The sequence below is a fragment of the Streptomyces sp. NBC_00273 genome, assembly GCF_036178145.1.
Lineage (GTDB): Bacteria > Actinomycetota > Actinomycetes > Streptomycetales > Streptomycetaceae > Streptomyces.
In genome coordinates this window covers 8,240,603-8,254,671 of the sequence record NZ_CP108067.1, presented here as the reverse complement: position 1 = coordinate 8,254,671, position 14,069 = coordinate 8,240,603, and the positions used below count along the sequence as shown (strand labels likewise).

Annotated in this window: 16 protein-coding genes; 5 read left to right on the top strand and 11 right to left on the bottom strand. The window is 69.2% G+C overall.

Annotated features, from left to right (window positions below; all coding sequences use genetic code 11):
• Nucleotides 1-220: 220 nt before the first annotated feature.
• The 3 genes from OG386_RS47055 to OG386_RS36870 form a co-directional block, all read right to left on the bottom strand.
• The gene (locus OG386_RS47055) at nt 221-592 is read right to left on the bottom strand and encodes an NADase-type glycan-binding domain-containing protein (RefSeq protein ID WP_443053330.1); all 372 of its coding nucleotides are present in this window, start codon (nt 590-592) and stop codon (nt 221-223) included.
• 176 nt (nt 593-768) lie between these two features.
• Nucleotides 769-1,017, bottom strand: coding sequence for a hypothetical protein (locus OG386_RS36875; protein ID WP_328791707.1), 249 nt, complete (start codon nt 1,015-1,017; stop codon nt 769-771).
• Nucleotides 1,018-1,397: 380 nt separating this feature from the next.
• Nucleotides 1,398-1,637, bottom strand: a complete 240-nt coding sequence (locus OG386_RS36870) for a hypothetical protein (protein WP_328793588.1) — start codon at nt 1,635-1,637, stop codon at nt 1,398-1,400.
• Between OG386_RS36870 and OG386_RS36865 the strand changes: the two genes are divergently transcribed.
• Together OG386_RS36865 and OG386_RS36860 are read left to right on the top strand one after the other, a co-directional pair.
• Nucleotides 1,534-2,664 (top strand): MFS transporter, encoded by a 1,131-nt coding sequence (locus OG386_RS36865; RefSeq protein ID WP_328793490.1) that lies wholly within the window; start codon nt 1,534-1,536, stop codon nt 2,662-2,664. The two genes, OG386_RS36870 and OG386_RS36865, sit on opposite strands and share 104 nt — an antisense overlap.
• Nucleotides 2,665-2,700: 36 nt before the next feature.
• The gene (locus OG386_RS36860) at nt 2,701-3,066 is read left to right on the top strand and encodes a hypothetical protein (protein ID WP_328791706.1); all 366 of its coding nucleotides are present in this window, start codon (nt 2,701-2,703) and stop codon (nt 3,064-3,066) included.
• Here OG386_RS36860 and OG386_RS36855 read toward each other — a convergent pair.
• Nucleotides 3,059-4,198, bottom strand: coding sequence for a PucR family transcriptional regulator (locus tag OG386_RS36855; RefSeq protein WP_328791705.1), 1,140 nt, complete (start codon nt 4,196-4,198; stop codon nt 3,059-3,061). The genes OG386_RS36860 and OG386_RS36855 overlap by 8 nt on opposite strands.
• Nucleotides 4,199-4,284: 86 nt before the next feature.
• Between OG386_RS36855 and OG386_RS36850 the strand changes: the two genes are divergently transcribed.
• On the top strand, nt 4,285-5,340 hold the full coding sequence (locus OG386_RS36850) for a ferredoxin reductase (RefSeq protein WP_328791704.1): 1,056 nt from the start codon (nt 4,285-4,287) through the stop codon (nt 5,338-5,340).
• A gap of 7 nt (nt 5,341-5,347) precedes the next feature.
• Nucleotides 5,348-6,466, top strand: coding sequence for a fatty acid desaturase family protein (locus OG386_RS36845; protein ID WP_328791703.1), 1,119 nt, complete (start codon nt 5,348-5,350; stop codon nt 6,464-6,466).
• Between the two features lie 116 nt (nt 6,467-6,582).
• Here the strand turns inward: OG386_RS36845 and OG386_RS36840 are convergent, their stop codons facing one another.
• Nucleotides 6,583-7,617, bottom strand: coding sequence for a helix-turn-helix domain-containing protein (locus tag OG386_RS36840; RefSeq protein ID WP_328791702.1), 1,035 nt, complete (start codon nt 7,615-7,617; stop codon nt 6,583-6,585).
• A gap of 194 nt (nt 7,618-7,811) precedes the next feature.
• Entirely contained in the window at nt 7,812-8,168 is a 357-nt protein-coding gene (locus tag OG386_RS36835; RefSeq protein WP_328791701.1) for a hypothetical protein, read from the bottom strand.
• A gap of 130 nt (nt 8,169-8,298) precedes the next feature.
• Here OG386_RS36835 and OG386_RS36830 point away from each other — a divergent pair, with 130 nt between their 5' ends.
• Nucleotides 8,299-8,508, top strand: coding sequence for a hypothetical protein (locus tag OG386_RS36830; protein WP_328791700.1), 210 nt, complete (start codon nt 8,299-8,301; stop codon nt 8,506-8,508).
• Nucleotides 8,509-8,631: 123 nt separating this feature from the next.
• On the opposite strand, the gene OG386_RS36825 is transcribed toward OG386_RS36830, so the two are convergent.
• The 5 genes from OG386_RS36825 to OG386_RS36805 form a co-directional block, all read right to left on the bottom strand.
• Entirely contained in the window at nt 8,632-9,228 is a 597-nt protein-coding gene (locus OG386_RS36825; RefSeq protein ID WP_328791699.1) for an NADPH-dependent F420 reductase, read from the bottom strand.
• A gap of 45 nt (nt 9,229-9,273) precedes the next feature.
• On the bottom strand, nt 9,274-10,092 hold the full coding sequence (locus tag OG386_RS36820; RefSeq protein WP_328791698.1) for an inositol monophosphatase family protein: 819 nt from the start codon (nt 10,090-10,092) through the stop codon (nt 9,274-9,276).
• Nucleotides 10,093-10,250: 158 nt separating this feature from the next.
• Complete coding sequence (locus OG386_RS36815) at nt 10,251-11,756, bottom strand: GMC family oxidoreductase (RefSeq protein ID WP_328793489.1); 1,506 nt, start codon at nt 11,754-11,756, stop codon at nt 10,251-10,253.
• A 191-nt stretch (nt 11,757-11,947) separates the two neighbouring features.
• On the bottom strand, nt 11,948-12,169 hold the full coding sequence (locus OG386_RS36810) for a hypothetical protein (protein WP_328791697.1): 222 nt from the start codon (nt 12,167-12,169) through the stop codon (nt 11,948-11,950).
• Nucleotides 12,170-12,417: 248 nt separating this feature from the next.
• Entirely contained in the window at nt 12,418-13,896 is a 1,479-nt protein-coding gene (locus OG386_RS36805) for a CehA/McbA family metallohydrolase (RefSeq protein WP_328791696.1), read from the bottom strand.
• Nucleotides 13,897-14,069: the final 173 nt, after the last annotated feature.

Genomic DNA, 14,069 nt, shown 5'->3' with positions numbered 1-14,069 from the left:
AGGGCGCCTGACCTGGCCTTTCTGCCGTCAGGCGCCTTGCCTTGACCCGCTCGAAGCGCTCTTCTCCCACGCCTATGCCGCATCTGACCAGCACTTCCGGACCCGTCACGGGCATCTCGTCCACGCAGAAGACCGGGCCAACTCGGCGCCCCGCCGCCTGCGGTGGGGCGCCGAGTTGGGCCAAGCCCTCGCATCTGAACGGAACTCGCGACTCAGAACATTAGGTACCGCTGGTCGTGGCGCGGGTGAAGAACTCGATCTCGGCTATCGAGACCTGCCTCTCGGCGCCCACGTTGAACGCCGAGCGGATGACGAACCTGACGCTGACGACGTTCTGCGCCCGGAACTTGCGCTGTTGCGGCCCGCTCACCTGGTCGAGTGTGATCTGGCGCGTGGTCTGCTTCCCGTCGGCCGTGATGATGATCGCGTCCATGCGGTGCGGCAGCGCGGCCTCGGAGAGGTCCGAAGCCTTGGTGGAGATGCCGGACGTGATCAGGATGTCCAGCAGGCGGGTGGGTTCGTTGAAGCGCGCCTCTATCCACTCCCCGTCGGCGGACTGCGAGACGCCGGGGCCCCACCAGCTGTTGCTGATCTTGCTGGGATTCTTCTAGCGGTACGAGAGAAAGTGCCTGAACTCAGCCCTGGGGGCTGCCGTCCTGAACCATCCGACCGGGGCATCCGCGCAGGTGCGCCCCGGCCTCGCGCATGCTCCTGTCCGGCGTCCGGTGCGCAGTGCACGACGGATCGGATGCGGACGGTGTCGTCCCGTCAGGCCTTCTCGTCGACGGGGAGGAAGCGTTCGATGCCGCGCTCGGTCATCTCGTCAAGTACGCGCTGCCATTCCTTGACGTACTCGTCCAGCTGTTCCCGTCGCATGACCAGCTCGACGCAATACCCCGGCATGCTGGCATCGTACCTGCGTTGCGCCTCTCGCTTCTGTGCGGAGACACCGTCGCGGTCGAGTCCCGCCGCCTTCTCCTGCACGTTCTTTCGGATTACCTCTTCAGGCTCGAACACTCTTCTCCTCAATTCAGCAGACGACCTCGTCGGACCGACACGCCCACTGTGGCGGCGCAGCGGCACGAGATGCGACGCGGGAGAACCAGAACAACATCGAATCGAGTCGCAGTCTGGCAAGTTCGCGACGTGAACCTTCACGCGACGATTTTCCTGCGCGGACGGTTTCTCGACTTGGCCAGGTCGTCGCGAGCCACGCAGCGCCTCCCGCGCGCCGCATCATGACGAACGACCCGATCCGACACGTGAAGAAACCCATTGACCTACTGAAACACCGGAACTGGTGATTCTTCGGGTGCAGCCGGATCACTCTCGACGCCTCAAGGGGCCGGTTGTTGGTGTCGGTAACCTGCCAGAAGATGGTGCCCGTTCCTGCTGGGCTAGAGATCACGCAACTCTGCATGTGATGCCCAACTCAGGACGGGATTCATGTCCACAGCAACCACCACTTCTGTCCAATCCCCCGCACCGGCGGACCGCTCGCCGTTCGCCTCCTGGCTGGCCGTCATTTCGGTAATGCTAGGGATCTTCTCCATCGTCACGACCGAGATTCTTCCGATCGGCCTTCTCACGTCGATCGGATCGAGTTTCACCATTTCGGACGGAATGGCTGGTCTCATGATGACTATGCCAGGATTCCTCGCCGCGGTCTCGGCCCCCGTGGTCACCGTGGCCACAGGGCGGATCGACCGGCGGGTCATGCTGGGTGTGTTCATCCTGCTGCTGGCGCTGGCCAACTTCCTGGCCGCCGTCGCCTCGAGCTACTGGCTGGTCCTGATCTCCCGCGTCATGGTGGGCATCACCATCGGCGGATTCTGGTCCATCGGCGCCGGGCTCGCCAGCCAGCTGGTTCCCGCGAAGTCCGTGGGCCGCGCGACCTCGGTGATCTTCTCCGCCGTACCGCTCGGCTCCGTACTCGGCGTGCCGCTGGGCACGTTCATCGGTGACATCGCGGGCTGGCGGACGGCGTTCCTCGTCATGGGCGGCTTCACGCTGGCCGTCCTCGTGCTGCTGCTCGTGGTCGTCCCGCCCCTGCCTTCCGGCCAGGCGACGCGCCTCGACGTCCTCGGTGGAATGCTCCGAAGCGTCAACACCCGCTTCGCCCTGGTCATGACCTTCCTCGTCGTGCTCGCCCACTTCGGCACGTACACCTACGTCACCCCGTTCCTGGAGCAGGTGACCCGTGTCAGTTCGGGTCTCATCACGGTCTACCTGCTCGTCTACGGAGCGGCCGGCATCGCCGGCAACTTCCTGGGCGGAGCCACGGCGGGACGCTACCCGCGGTCCACCTTCGCCACGGCCGCCGCGCTGATCGCCGGCGCGACCCTCCTCCTGCCCGTCCTGGGGCACTCGGATGCCGGCGCAGTGGCACTGCTGGTCGTCTGGGGCGTCGCCTACGGCGCTGTCCCGGTCTGCTCCCAGACCTGGTTCTCCAAGGCCGCCCCGGACTCCCCCGAGGCGTCCTCGGTCCTCTTCACCGCCTCCTTCCAGGCCACGATCTCCATCGGAGCCTTGGTCGGAGGGGCTGTCCTCGACCGCTCCTCGCCCTCCGCAGTCATGGTCCTGGGCGGACTGGCAGCCGTCCTGATGGTCCTCGTGGCCTGGGCCCACTGGGCCGGAAGGTACGCGTGGCCCGAGGCCTCCTAGCCACACCGCGATCGGGGCGGCCGTCCGCCCCGGCGCATGGAGCGCGCCATCGTCGACGCCATGACCCAGACGAGGGCGTGCCGCGGTCCCGACGCCGAAGGCGTGTGGAGTGATCAGCACGCCGCCATTGGTCACCGTCGTCCCTCCGTCATCGACCTGGAGGGCGGACGTCAGCCGGTGACCGCCGAACGGGACCGGCGCACGCAGGCGGTGCTGACCTTCAGCGGTGAGGTACTCCGATGGCGCCTGACCTGGACTTTCGCCCGTCAGGCGCCGTCGGCGCGACCCGCTCGACACGGTTGTCGGTCGCGGACCAGGCCCAGCTCACCGGGCGGGTGGCACGCCCTGGCTGACGCGGTCCCGCGAACTCGGTCGCGGACGGTCGAAGTACGCGTCAGCTGACCCGAAGACCGACCGCCAGTGTCAGCTCGAGGACCCGGTGTGGCGATGCGAGATCCGGAAACAGCTCCCGGAGCTGCGACATCCGGTACCGAACGGTCTGGGGATGGACGAACAAGGCCGCCGCCACCTCGTCCCGCCTGCCCTGGTGCAGCAGCCACGCCCGCAACGTCTCCTCCAGCCGCCGTGCGGTCGCGACGGGCAAGGTCCGCAACGGTGCGAGGGCTCGGGCCCGCAGGTCTGCGTACGCGTCCACGTCGGCGCTCAGCACCAGCTCGGGCAGGTGGTCCTCGGTGTCGCGGATATCGCAGGAGAGGGAGCGCGCGCGTGCGGCTCGTTCGTACGAGGCGGACGCACGAGTCCATGGCCGGGCCGGGCCGACCACGGCGGTGCGGTCGGTCAGCTGCCGCAAGAGGTGCGACCGGTCGGCATCGGGGACGAGCAGCACACCGAAGGCGTCCGGCAGATCGTCGAGGACGAGGGTGCTCGGGTCGAGCGCGCGGTAGGCAGGCCGGGCCTGGGCGGCGGGCAGCAAGACGGCGGTCAGCGAAACCGGAGGCTGCCACCCGGCCCGTTGAACGGAGGCCATCAGCACGTCCGGGCTCGCGCCGGCGAGGAGGTCGCGGGCCAGGTGTTCCAGGTGGCGCTCGTGGTCCCGGCCCCGGGCGGCCAGTTCGTCGGCGTGGCCCGCGGCGCTCGCGGCGGAGAGCTCGTCGATGTAGGCGAAGGTCAGCTCGGCGAACTTGGCGACCTCGGCGGCAGGCAGACCTGCGGGTACGGCACCCGCTGCCAGGCATCGCCAGGCCACGCGGGCGCCGACGCGGTAGGCGCTGAGCAGGGCGTCCATCGAACGCCCGTCGCGCACCTCGCCGCGGCCCAGCTCGTAGGCCGCGTCACCGGCGTCGCCGCCAGTGGCGTTCCCGCTCGCGAGGTCCAGATAGTGCCCCAGGGCGGTGCGGACCGCCCGGCGGATGGTGACGCCCATGCGGCCCGAAAGGGCGTTGGCGTAGGGAGGGACCTCGTCGATGATCGCCTGGACGACCTCGTCGGCGGTGGTCTTCAGCGCGGCCCGAAGCGCGGTGACCGTTGTCCGATCCAGGGCCAGTTCGGTGACCCTCCGGATTGGATGGCTCATGTTTTATTCCCTGCGAACAATTCAGCCTACGAAATTTACGTCTTGCGGTCAGGACTTTACGCCCTGAGGCGCATCAAGCTGGGGTCATGACGAGTGCAGCCCTCCGCAGTGGGGCGTGGAAACTGCTGGAGATGATCACGACGCCGCTGCTGCCGTCGGACTACCTCGACCTGGTCAGCCCGCTGCGTGCGGGCGCTGACCTGCGTGGGCGCATCGAGGCCGTGCACCCCGAGACGGGTGACGCCGCGACCATCGTGATCAGGCCGGGAAGGGGCTGGCGCGGTCACACGGCCGGTCAGTACGTGCGGATCGGGGTCGACGTCGACGGGAGGCGCCTGTGGCGTGCCTACTCCATCACCTCGCCGACGAACCGCCAGGACGGCCGCGTCACGATCACCGTGAAGGCGATCCCGGACGGCAAGGTCAGCAACCACCTGGTCCACAGGGCGAAACCGGGCACGCTGGTCCAGCTCGACCAGCCGACCGGTGACTTCGTACTGCCGAAGGCCCAGCCCGCCAAGGTGCTCTACTTGACGGCCGGCAGCGGCATCACGCCCGTGATGGGCATGCTGCGTGACGTCGAGTTCGACGACGTCGTCATGGTCCATTGCGCGCCACAGCCGCAAGACGTGATCTTCCGCAACGAACTGCACGACCTGGTCGCGGACGAGAAGCTGCGGCTCACCGAGGTGCACACCGACACGGACGGCGTGCTCGACATCGCCCGTCTCGACGAACTGGTACCCGACTGGGCCGATCGCGAGACCTGGGCTTGCGGGCCAGCGGGCCTGCTCGACGCCGCCGAGGAATTCTGGAGCGAACACGGCGTCGAAGAGCGCCTGCACACCGAACGCTTCCGCCCCAGCATCGTCGTCGCCGGTGATGGCGGCGAGGTCACGTTCAGCGCCACCGGCAAGACCGTCGACGCGGACGGCGCCACGCCGTTGTTGGACGTCGGCGAGGAGGCCGGAGTGCTCATGCCGTCCGGGTGTCGTATGGGCATCTGCTTCGGCTGCGTCACGCCGCTCAGGGCGGGCGCCGTCCGCGACCTGCGCACCGGCGAGATCACCGAGGCAGAGCCGGGCGTCCTCATCCAGACCTGTGTGTCCGCCGCGGCGGGCACCTGCGACATCGAACGGTAGGAGCACCTTGACCGCCATCGACCCCACCGCCCACCTGACCGCGGAGCAGATCGAGGAGCTCGGCCGCGAGCTGGACGCGATCCGCGATGAGGTGATCGCCAGCCGAGGCGAGAAGGACGCCGCCTACATCCGCAAGGTCATCTCGGCGCAGCGCACGCTCGAGCTGGTCAGCAGGGGCGTGCTGCTGTTCTCGTTCTTCCCGCCCGCTTGGCTGATCGGCACCGCCGGGCTGTCCGTGGCGAAGATCATGGACAACATGGAGATCGGCCACAACGTCCTGCACGGCCAGTGGGACTGGATGCGGGACCCGAAGATCCATTCCACCACCTGGGAGTGGGACCACGTCTCGCCGTCCGATCAGTGGAGGCATTCGCACAACGAGCTGCACCACACGTACACCAACGTGATCGGCAAGGACAACGACCTCGGCTACGGCATCATGCGCGTCGACGAGGACCAGAAGTGGCACCCGTTCCACCTCGGCCAGCCGCTGTGGAACTTCATCAACGCCTGCTTCTTCGAGTACGGCATCGCGGCGTACGACCTGGAGCTCGGCAAGAACCTGCACAAGCAGCGCCGCAAGAACCCGGAGTTCCGCGCACGGGCCAAGGCCGTGGGCCGCAAGATCCGCAAGCAGGTGCTCAAGGACTACGTGATCCACCCGCTGCTGTCGGGCCCGTCGTTCCTCACCACGCTCGCCGCCACGTTCACCGCGAACCTGGTCCGCAACATCTGGTCCCACTCCGTGATCATGTGCGGGCACTTCCCCGAAGGCGTGCAGGTCTTCGAGCGCCGGTCGATCAAGGGCGAAACGCGCGGCCAGTGGTACCTGCGCCAGATGATGGGCTCGGCGAACATCAGCGGCAGCAGGGCCATGCACTTCATGACCGGCAACCTGTCGCACCAGATCGAGCACCACCTGTTCCCGGACCTGCCGAGCAACCGGTACGCCGAGGTCGCGGTGAGGGTGCGCGCACTGTTCGAGAAGTACGAGCTGGAGTACGTCACCGGGCCGCTGCCCAAGCAGGTGTTCTCCGCGTGGCACAAGGTCTTCCGGCTCTCGCTGCCGAACAAGAAGCCCAAGGTCGATGCGCCGGACCGCGAGCAGGAGCTCGTCGCTGCCTGATCCCCGGTATCGGTTCTCATCACCCGTCACGCCTCGGCAACGGGCCGCTCGGCGCAGCGGTGAGCGAGGTGGCTGTCATCCCAGCCCTCGCTGGTGAACTGTGGTCGTACCTCTGGTCACGCGCTTTCGGCCGGCCCGCGGCCCGGCGGTTGCCGGTTCGGCGAGAGCGAGGCCGCTCCGGCCGAGCGCGCGTACTCGGTGGGAGTCTGGCCGTAGTGCTTCTTGAAGGCTCGCGTGAAGTGACTGCCGTCCGCGAACTGCCAGTGTGCGGCGAGTTCCGAAATGCTCAGGCGCCCTGACGGCGAGGCAAGGGCGAGCCGGGCCTCGTGCAGTCGCCGGTGGCGGACGTAGGTGGTCACCTGCTCACCCACCGCGGCGAATGCCCGGTGCAGCGTACGGACGGAGACGTTGAGTTCACGCGCAAGCATCGCCGGAGAAAGTTCGGGATCGGCGAGCCGACGGTCCGCGAGGTCCTTGGCTGCCCGGGCGAGCGCGGGAGCCAACCGGGGTTCTACGTCGTCGAACCGGCCCTTCGCCACCGCCTTGGTCAACTCGATCAGGGTGCCTTGGGCAGCTTCCACACCGGCCGGGCCGAGGTCGGCCACGGTGATGTGAATCATGTCCGTGAGGGCCGTCAGCAAGCGCATCTCGGCCGAGTCCGCAGGCCCGGTGATGGCCCGGGTCCCGAGCAGGGGTTTGAGCTCGCCGGGGGGCAGGACGAGGAACTTCGCCGTGAGGTGCGCCGTCGTCTCGAAGGCCGTCAGGCCCCCGAGGTGCCGGACGAGGAACTGCCCGGCCGACACGGTCTGGTCGCCGTAACCGGGCGGGCCGCCCAGAGTCCATGCGCCGCGCCGCACGACGTACATGGCAACCAGATCCTGATCGCCGCCCGGGACGTCCGCGGTCCGGGTTGCCGACGCGGCGTGAAGATCGGCGATCGCCGCGCCGTGCACCTTGGCCACGTTGCCCTTGACCCGGAAATCACCGATCGTGTCCGGGCTGAAGGCCGGCAGTTGGAAGACGTCGTCGCCGACCTGCGTCTCCCACCCGCGCCGGAAGACGTCGAGTCCCCGCGGTGCGGAGCCCGGGGCGGTCGAGTCCACTGCGAACACCCCGCGCGCGCCGTCGACCTCCGCTCCAGTACCGTGCATCCCTCTCCGACCCTCTCGTATCCATTGCTTCAACGCCGTCCTGTGGTGTCCGTGTTCCGCGGGACGACGCCATGACTCATGTGCGCACCGTGCCAATCTTCCTATAGACGGCTCGCATTGCAGCGATCGAGAGGCAGAGCTGATGCTGCCGACTTCTTCGCCGCCTCGGTCACGGCTTCCGCCGGAGGTAACGGTCAGTGACTCGCGCGCAGTTTGCCGGGCGGGCCGATGGCGTCGGCCACGCCCAGGCAGGTGCCGCTCCGGAAGACACCGAGTTCGTAGTGCACGGACCCGGTGTCGACGGAACGGACCGTGAGCGCGACCTCGTAGTTGCCCGGGTAGGTCACCTCACCGAGATACTGGATCTGGTACGACCAGGGCGGCAGATCCGGCACCGAGCCCCCGACGGGCGTCCCGATCGTGTCCAAGGTGAATGCGGCGACCGCCTCGTCGTACCAGGTGGCCAGTGCGATGAAGTTGACGTGCTGGTTGGAGTCGACGTCACCGATCCGGGAACGCAGCGGGGCCCAGTACGACCGTCGCGTCGCCACTGCCCACGCGCTTGTCGCCGACCACGACCTCCTGCCCGAAGGTGACGGAGGAGCGCCCCACCCGGCGAACGCCGGTGTGCACCTGCACGCGGGTACCGACTGGTCCAGCCGGAGCGAGCCGGCTGACCCGTTGACCGACGAGCAGCATCTGGAACGGGCCGAACCCACCCTCACCGATGAGGCGTTCGAAGCGGTGCAGCCGCAGCCGAATCCGGGCGTCTTCCAGCCAGCGGGCCATGCCGATCGTGCTTGCCAGGCCGTCTCGGCCGAGATCAGCCTGTCGCACCGGGACGTCGACCTGGACGCCGGCACTCTGATTTTCAGGAGAGTTCATGTGTGACGACCTCATGTCAACGTCAACTCCGCCACCAAGTCGGACCGTGCCTGCCGCGATCGTGTCCCACCGGGAACCCATCCGTGCCGGTGCCGGCTCCGGTCACCCGCAGCTTGCGCGGCTCGACAGTCAGCGGGCGATCGAGATCGCGAAGGGGGTGAATCCCGTGGACCTCATGATGTGCGGTACGAACAGGATCGCGGCCTCCGTGGCGCGGGCGGTCTGGATCCCGCCGAGATCGGTGATCCATTCCTTGTGCCAGCCGAGGTCGACGAGCAGTTCACGGACGGTCTGCTTGGCCTGCGGGTCCTCGCCGGAGAGGAAGGCGGTCGGCGGCTGGGTGAGCGTGGCAGGCGCGGTCATCACCGGGAAGAGCATGGTGTTGAGCGTCTTGACGACGTGCGTTTCGGGGAGTGCTTCCTGGAGCTGTTCGGCGAGGCTCGAGCCGGGGTAGACGAGGTCGGCGGGCAGTCCGTCCGGTCCGTCGACGGTGGCGTTGGAGACGTCGATGAGGATCTTGCCGTGCAGCTCTTCGCGCAGGGCGGCGAGACGTTCCAGGGAGCCGGCGCCCGGGGTGGCGTTGATGACGATCCGGGCCGTCCGGGCAGCGTCGGCGGCGGCCCCCGGCGCGCGGTCCGCGACGGTCACCTCGTGCCCGGCCCGGGTGAGGGCGGTGGCCAGGTTGCCGCCGACGCGGCCGTTTCCGAGAACTGCGATCGTGGTCATGGTGATGTGGTCCTTGCGTGGGTGCGGATCGAAATGTGGGGGGGGTCAGCGGGAGAGCGTGGCGACGGCCTCGGCATGGACGCCGGGCGCGGCGGCCAGGAAGCTGTCGCTCTGCGGGGTCCAGGGGCGGCCCTCGGCGTCGGAGATCCGTCCGCCGGCCTCGGTGACGAGCAGCGCGCCGGGCAGCAGGTCCGCCCGGGCGCCGGCGAACTGCCAGAAGGCGTCGATGCGGCCGGCGGCCACGTTCGTCAGGTGCAGGGTCGCGGGTACGGCGGTGCGGACGACGAGCGCGTCGAAGAGCATCGCGGTGATCGAAGAGCCGACGCGCCGTACGACGTTCTCGTCCTCGTCCGGCCGGGCCTGGCTGGTGGCCACGATGCCCAGGCCGAGGTCCGCGGTGCCGGAGACGTGTAGCGGCCGGCCGTCGAGGTGGGCGCCGGCGCCGGTGAGCGCGGTGTAGGTCTCGCCGGTCAACGGCAGGTGGACCACGGTGAGCACCGGCTGGTTCTCCCGTACGAGGGTGGCGGTCACCGCCCACTCCGGGAGGGCGTGCAGGTGGTTGACGTTGCCTTCGGCCGGGTCCACGACCCACCACTCGCCGGGCGGCAGCGCCCCGCCGTCCAGCTCGTCCTCCACCCAACTGGCCTCCGGGCGCAGGCTCGTGAGACGGGGGCGCAGGATGTCGAGGGCCGCGTCGTCGTTGCCGGCGAGCGCGTGCATCAGCTCTTCGCGGGTCTCGTAGCGGACCACATCGCCGAAGCGCTCGCGCAGCGCCGCCCCGGCGGCGCGCACGGCGGTCGCGGTGCGGTCGAGCAGCTCGGCGTCGGAGGTGACGACGTCAGTGGTCTGAAGCGTTTCGGGCATGGTGGTGCTCCTGTCTGAGGAGGGGTGGTGAGGCCGGTCGGGGCCGAACTGCGCGTTGCTTCCCGCGCTTTCGTCTCGAAGGTATAGAGGCTCACCATTAACTTCAAATGCATGTGAAGAACGGCAAGGTTTACTCACACGCAATTGGATTGGCCCGCTCAGTCGAGCAGTTCGGCAGCCCGTTCGGCGATGGCGTAGACGGTCGCGTTGGTGTTGGCCGAGGGGATGGACGGCATTACCGAGGCATCGGCGACCCGTAGTCCGGCGATCCCGTGTACGCGAAGGTTCGCAGGGTCGACGACGGCATCGGCGTCGGTTCCCATGCGGCAGGTGCCGGTGAAGTGGAAGTAGGGGCCGGTGGCCTTGCGGAGGAACTCTTCCACGGATTCGCCGCTCGTCCCGGAGCCCGGCACCGCTTCCTGCTTGCGCCAGTCGGCGAACGCGTCGGCCTCCCCGATGCGGCGTGCCACTGCCAGGCCCTTGCGCATGACCTCCAGGTCACGGTCGTCGCTCAGGTAGCCGGGGTCGACGACGGGAGCGCTGGCGGGATCGGCGTCCGCCAGGCGCACGGTACCGCTGCTGTGCGGAGCCATCGCGGAGAAGGCGATGGAGTAGCCGCCCGCCGGCGGCTGGCCCCATGCCGACGGGAGCGGTGCGGCGACGATGTAGATCTGAAGGTCCGGCCGGGTCGCGGCGGGGTCGCTGTACAGCAGGCCCATCATTTCGGCCGGCGGGTTGGCAGGAACGAACGGTACGGGCCGGCTGGCCTCGTACACCACTCCCGCCAGCGGATGGTCCTGCAGATGGGATCCCACTCCCGGCAGGTCGGCGACGACGCCGATGCCGTGTTCGCCGAGGTGTCGTGCCGGGCCGATCCCTGACAGCATCAGGAGGTGCGGGGAACCGATGGCCCCCGCGGTCAATACGACCTCGGCGCTGTCGACGGACAGGGGCTCGCCACCCACGGTGTACTCGACGCCGGTGCAGCGGCCCGCGGTGATGCGCAGCCGCTGCACGGTCGCGTCCGTGACGACGTCCAGGTTCGGCCGGTCGAGGAACGGACGGACGTAGGCGTCGGCCGCGCTCTGGCGGGCGCCGCCGGGCAGATTCACGTCACTCCACCCGAACCCGGTCTCCAGCCCGCCGCCGATGTCACGGGCGCGGGTGAACCCAGCCTGCACCGCGGCGTCGACGCCCGCCGTGGCCAGGGGATGGGGTTCCGCAACCGGGGCGACCACGACCGGCCCGTCCGTGCCCCGCACCGACGCATCACGGCTGCGGGTGCTCTCGCTGCGGCGGAAATAGGGCAGCAGATCGTCGAAACCCCAGCCCGGAGCACCGAGTCCGGGCCACTCGTCGTAACCGGAGCGGTGCCCCCGCAGGTGGTAGAGGCCGTTGATGCTCGACGATCCGCCGAGCGCCTTACCGCGCAGCACGTCAGCGGCCCTGCCTGTACCGGCCTGCACGGTCGAGGCGCCCAGCCAGAGGGATGACGGGTCGAACCCCAGGAACCCCCAAGGAGATGCCATCGCCTCGGTCGCGCCCCGGGCTCCCGCCTCCAGCAACAGCACCCGCACGCCGGGGCGTTCCGAGAGCCGGGAGGCAATCACGCACCCCGCCGTTCCCGCTCCCACAACGACATAGTCATAAGGACTCTGGCCCATCATGTCTCCGCTTCCCACGGCAGCACTGTCCGGCCACCGGGTTTCAGGAAAAGAGCTCCTCGACGATCAAAGAGCTGATTGCTTGCATGTACTGAAGGGGCCGAAGAGTTGGGACGGTTCTCTTCAGGTCGGCCCCGTGCCTCGCTCGGCCGCCTCCGGGCTCGGCGCGCAGAAGGCGTGGAACCGGCTGATCAGCAGCGAGCGGGCTCCAGTGGAGCAGGGCCGTCCGGAGGCAGACCGCGCGCGCTGCTGGTGCTGACGGACACCGAGGTGGCCCGGTGGCGAACGATCGCCTTGATCCGACGGGCCTGGGCGCGCCCGGTCCGGCCATTGCCGATCACCCTGTTGGGGATGTCCATGCCGGCGCCGGTACCTGCGATGACGGCCGTCCGGCTGGACTTCTCTTGATTCACGAGTTTCTCGTCCTTGGTGTGTACCCGCCCAGGAACAGCCGGGTTTCCCCTCTGCCGTCGAATCTTAGGAATGTCGACACGGCACGTACTTGAACCTCCGCGCCGTTCGTTCGGAACCTCAGCGCCATACGAGTGGCGAGACGGGCGAAAGCGTTGCCGCCGCGTGCGAGCTGGTCGAGGGAGAGGTCCCAGGTGTACCGCACGACCGACCGGGCCACCACCGGGTCGGAGGTGGGCTTCCGCGATCGTCAGGGGCGCAACCAGATCGGGTTCGTGAGGGCGGCCGGCGGCCCGGGGAGGGGCGGCGCCTGGGGTGGATGTCGGACTTCGGCGCGGACGTAGGCGGTGCGGGCGGGTGTCGTGCGCCATTCGAGGACCGTCGCCGCGGGCACCGTGAGGGCCAGGCCCTGGTCCGTCACCAGCCGCAGCTCGCAGCCCTCCGCACCAGTCACCGACAGCCGTACGAGGACCTCCGCGTCCGGACCGGCCACGGCCAGCCCCTCCCCGATGCCCGCGTGGGCCCCCCGCGGGGTGACCGCGGTGAAGTCCACGGAGACGGCCGAGGATTCGGCGGCGTAGGCCCGTCCGGCGCGCAGCCCCGCCAGTATCGACTCGCGGGACAGGTCGTCGGCCAGGACGACGGTCTGGGGTCCCCCGATGCGGTCCGGGTCGCGGTGGTAGTCGCTGTGTGCCAGAGCGGGCAGCCAGCGGGCACCGTTCGCCCCGCACAAGGTGGCGTCCCAGGAGGCCAGGGACACCTCGTCATCGGCCGTCCAGGGGCCGTTCCACACTTCCACGGCGTCGGCCTCCCCGAGGCCGAACTTCCAGGCGCAGCCGATGCAGGTGGCGTGCGGATGGGCGGGCACGACCAGGCCGCCCGCCTGCCGGACGACGCGGGCGAATCGTGCGAAGCGGCCGTCACGGGCCCGGTAGCGCCAGTCGATGAAGGTGCCCGGGTCCGTGCCCACGGCCAGGACGTGGCCGGTCCGTGTGGTGACCTCCTCACCGGTGAGTACGAGGAGCCCACTGTCGGCGGCGTCCGCCCAGGCGGCGTGGGAACTGTGGGTGTTGTGCTCGGACGTGTTGACGAAGTCCAGGCCGGCGGCGCGCGCGAGGGCGATGATCTCGGTCGGGGTGCGGCGGCCGTCGGAGTGTACGGAGTGGATGTGGCAGTCCCCGCGATACCACGCACGGCCCCGGCCCGGAATGCGCTGGGGCGGGTAGGCCACGGGGACGACAGGTGCCGGTGCACCGTGGACGAACGTGACGGTGATCTCGTAGGGCAGGCCCTGCGGTGCCACGGTGTAGGGGCCGAGGGCTATCTGCCAGCGGCCGCGTTCCAGCGGTCCCGGCAGATAGCCGGGGGTGGCTTCGTCCGCACGGAGGAAGAACTCGCTTCGGGCTCCGCCGGACCAGCCGCGGAAGCCGCGGCCGCCGAGCGCGGTGCCCCGCTCGTCGAACAGGCCGATGTCGAGGGCGTTTCCCGGCGTGCCCGGCGGGGTGGGCGGCTTGTCGTAGCGGTAGGAGACCCGCAACTCGCGCACGCCAGAGGGGACGTCCAGCGGCACGTACACGAAGTCCGGTGCGCCGGGCGGGATCGTGCCGCGCAGGATCGTGGTCGTGGTCGGTGCGGCTCCCCCGCCCGCTCCGACAGTGGGTGAGGGGGCGGCGACGGCGGTGACCGAAGCGGCTGCCTGTGCCAGTAGTGCTCGTCTACTGAGGGCCATGGAGCCCAGGATCCCGGGGGCAGGTGAATCTGACGTGAACACGTCGACACCCCGGGTGGAGCAGCCGCGGCCGGGTGGGCGCAGCGCAGCTCGCCGCATGTCGCGCGGACGAGGGAGGGCCCGCTCCGGGTACGACCTCTGCTCACCGTCCCGCGGCAGCGCCGTGCTCGACG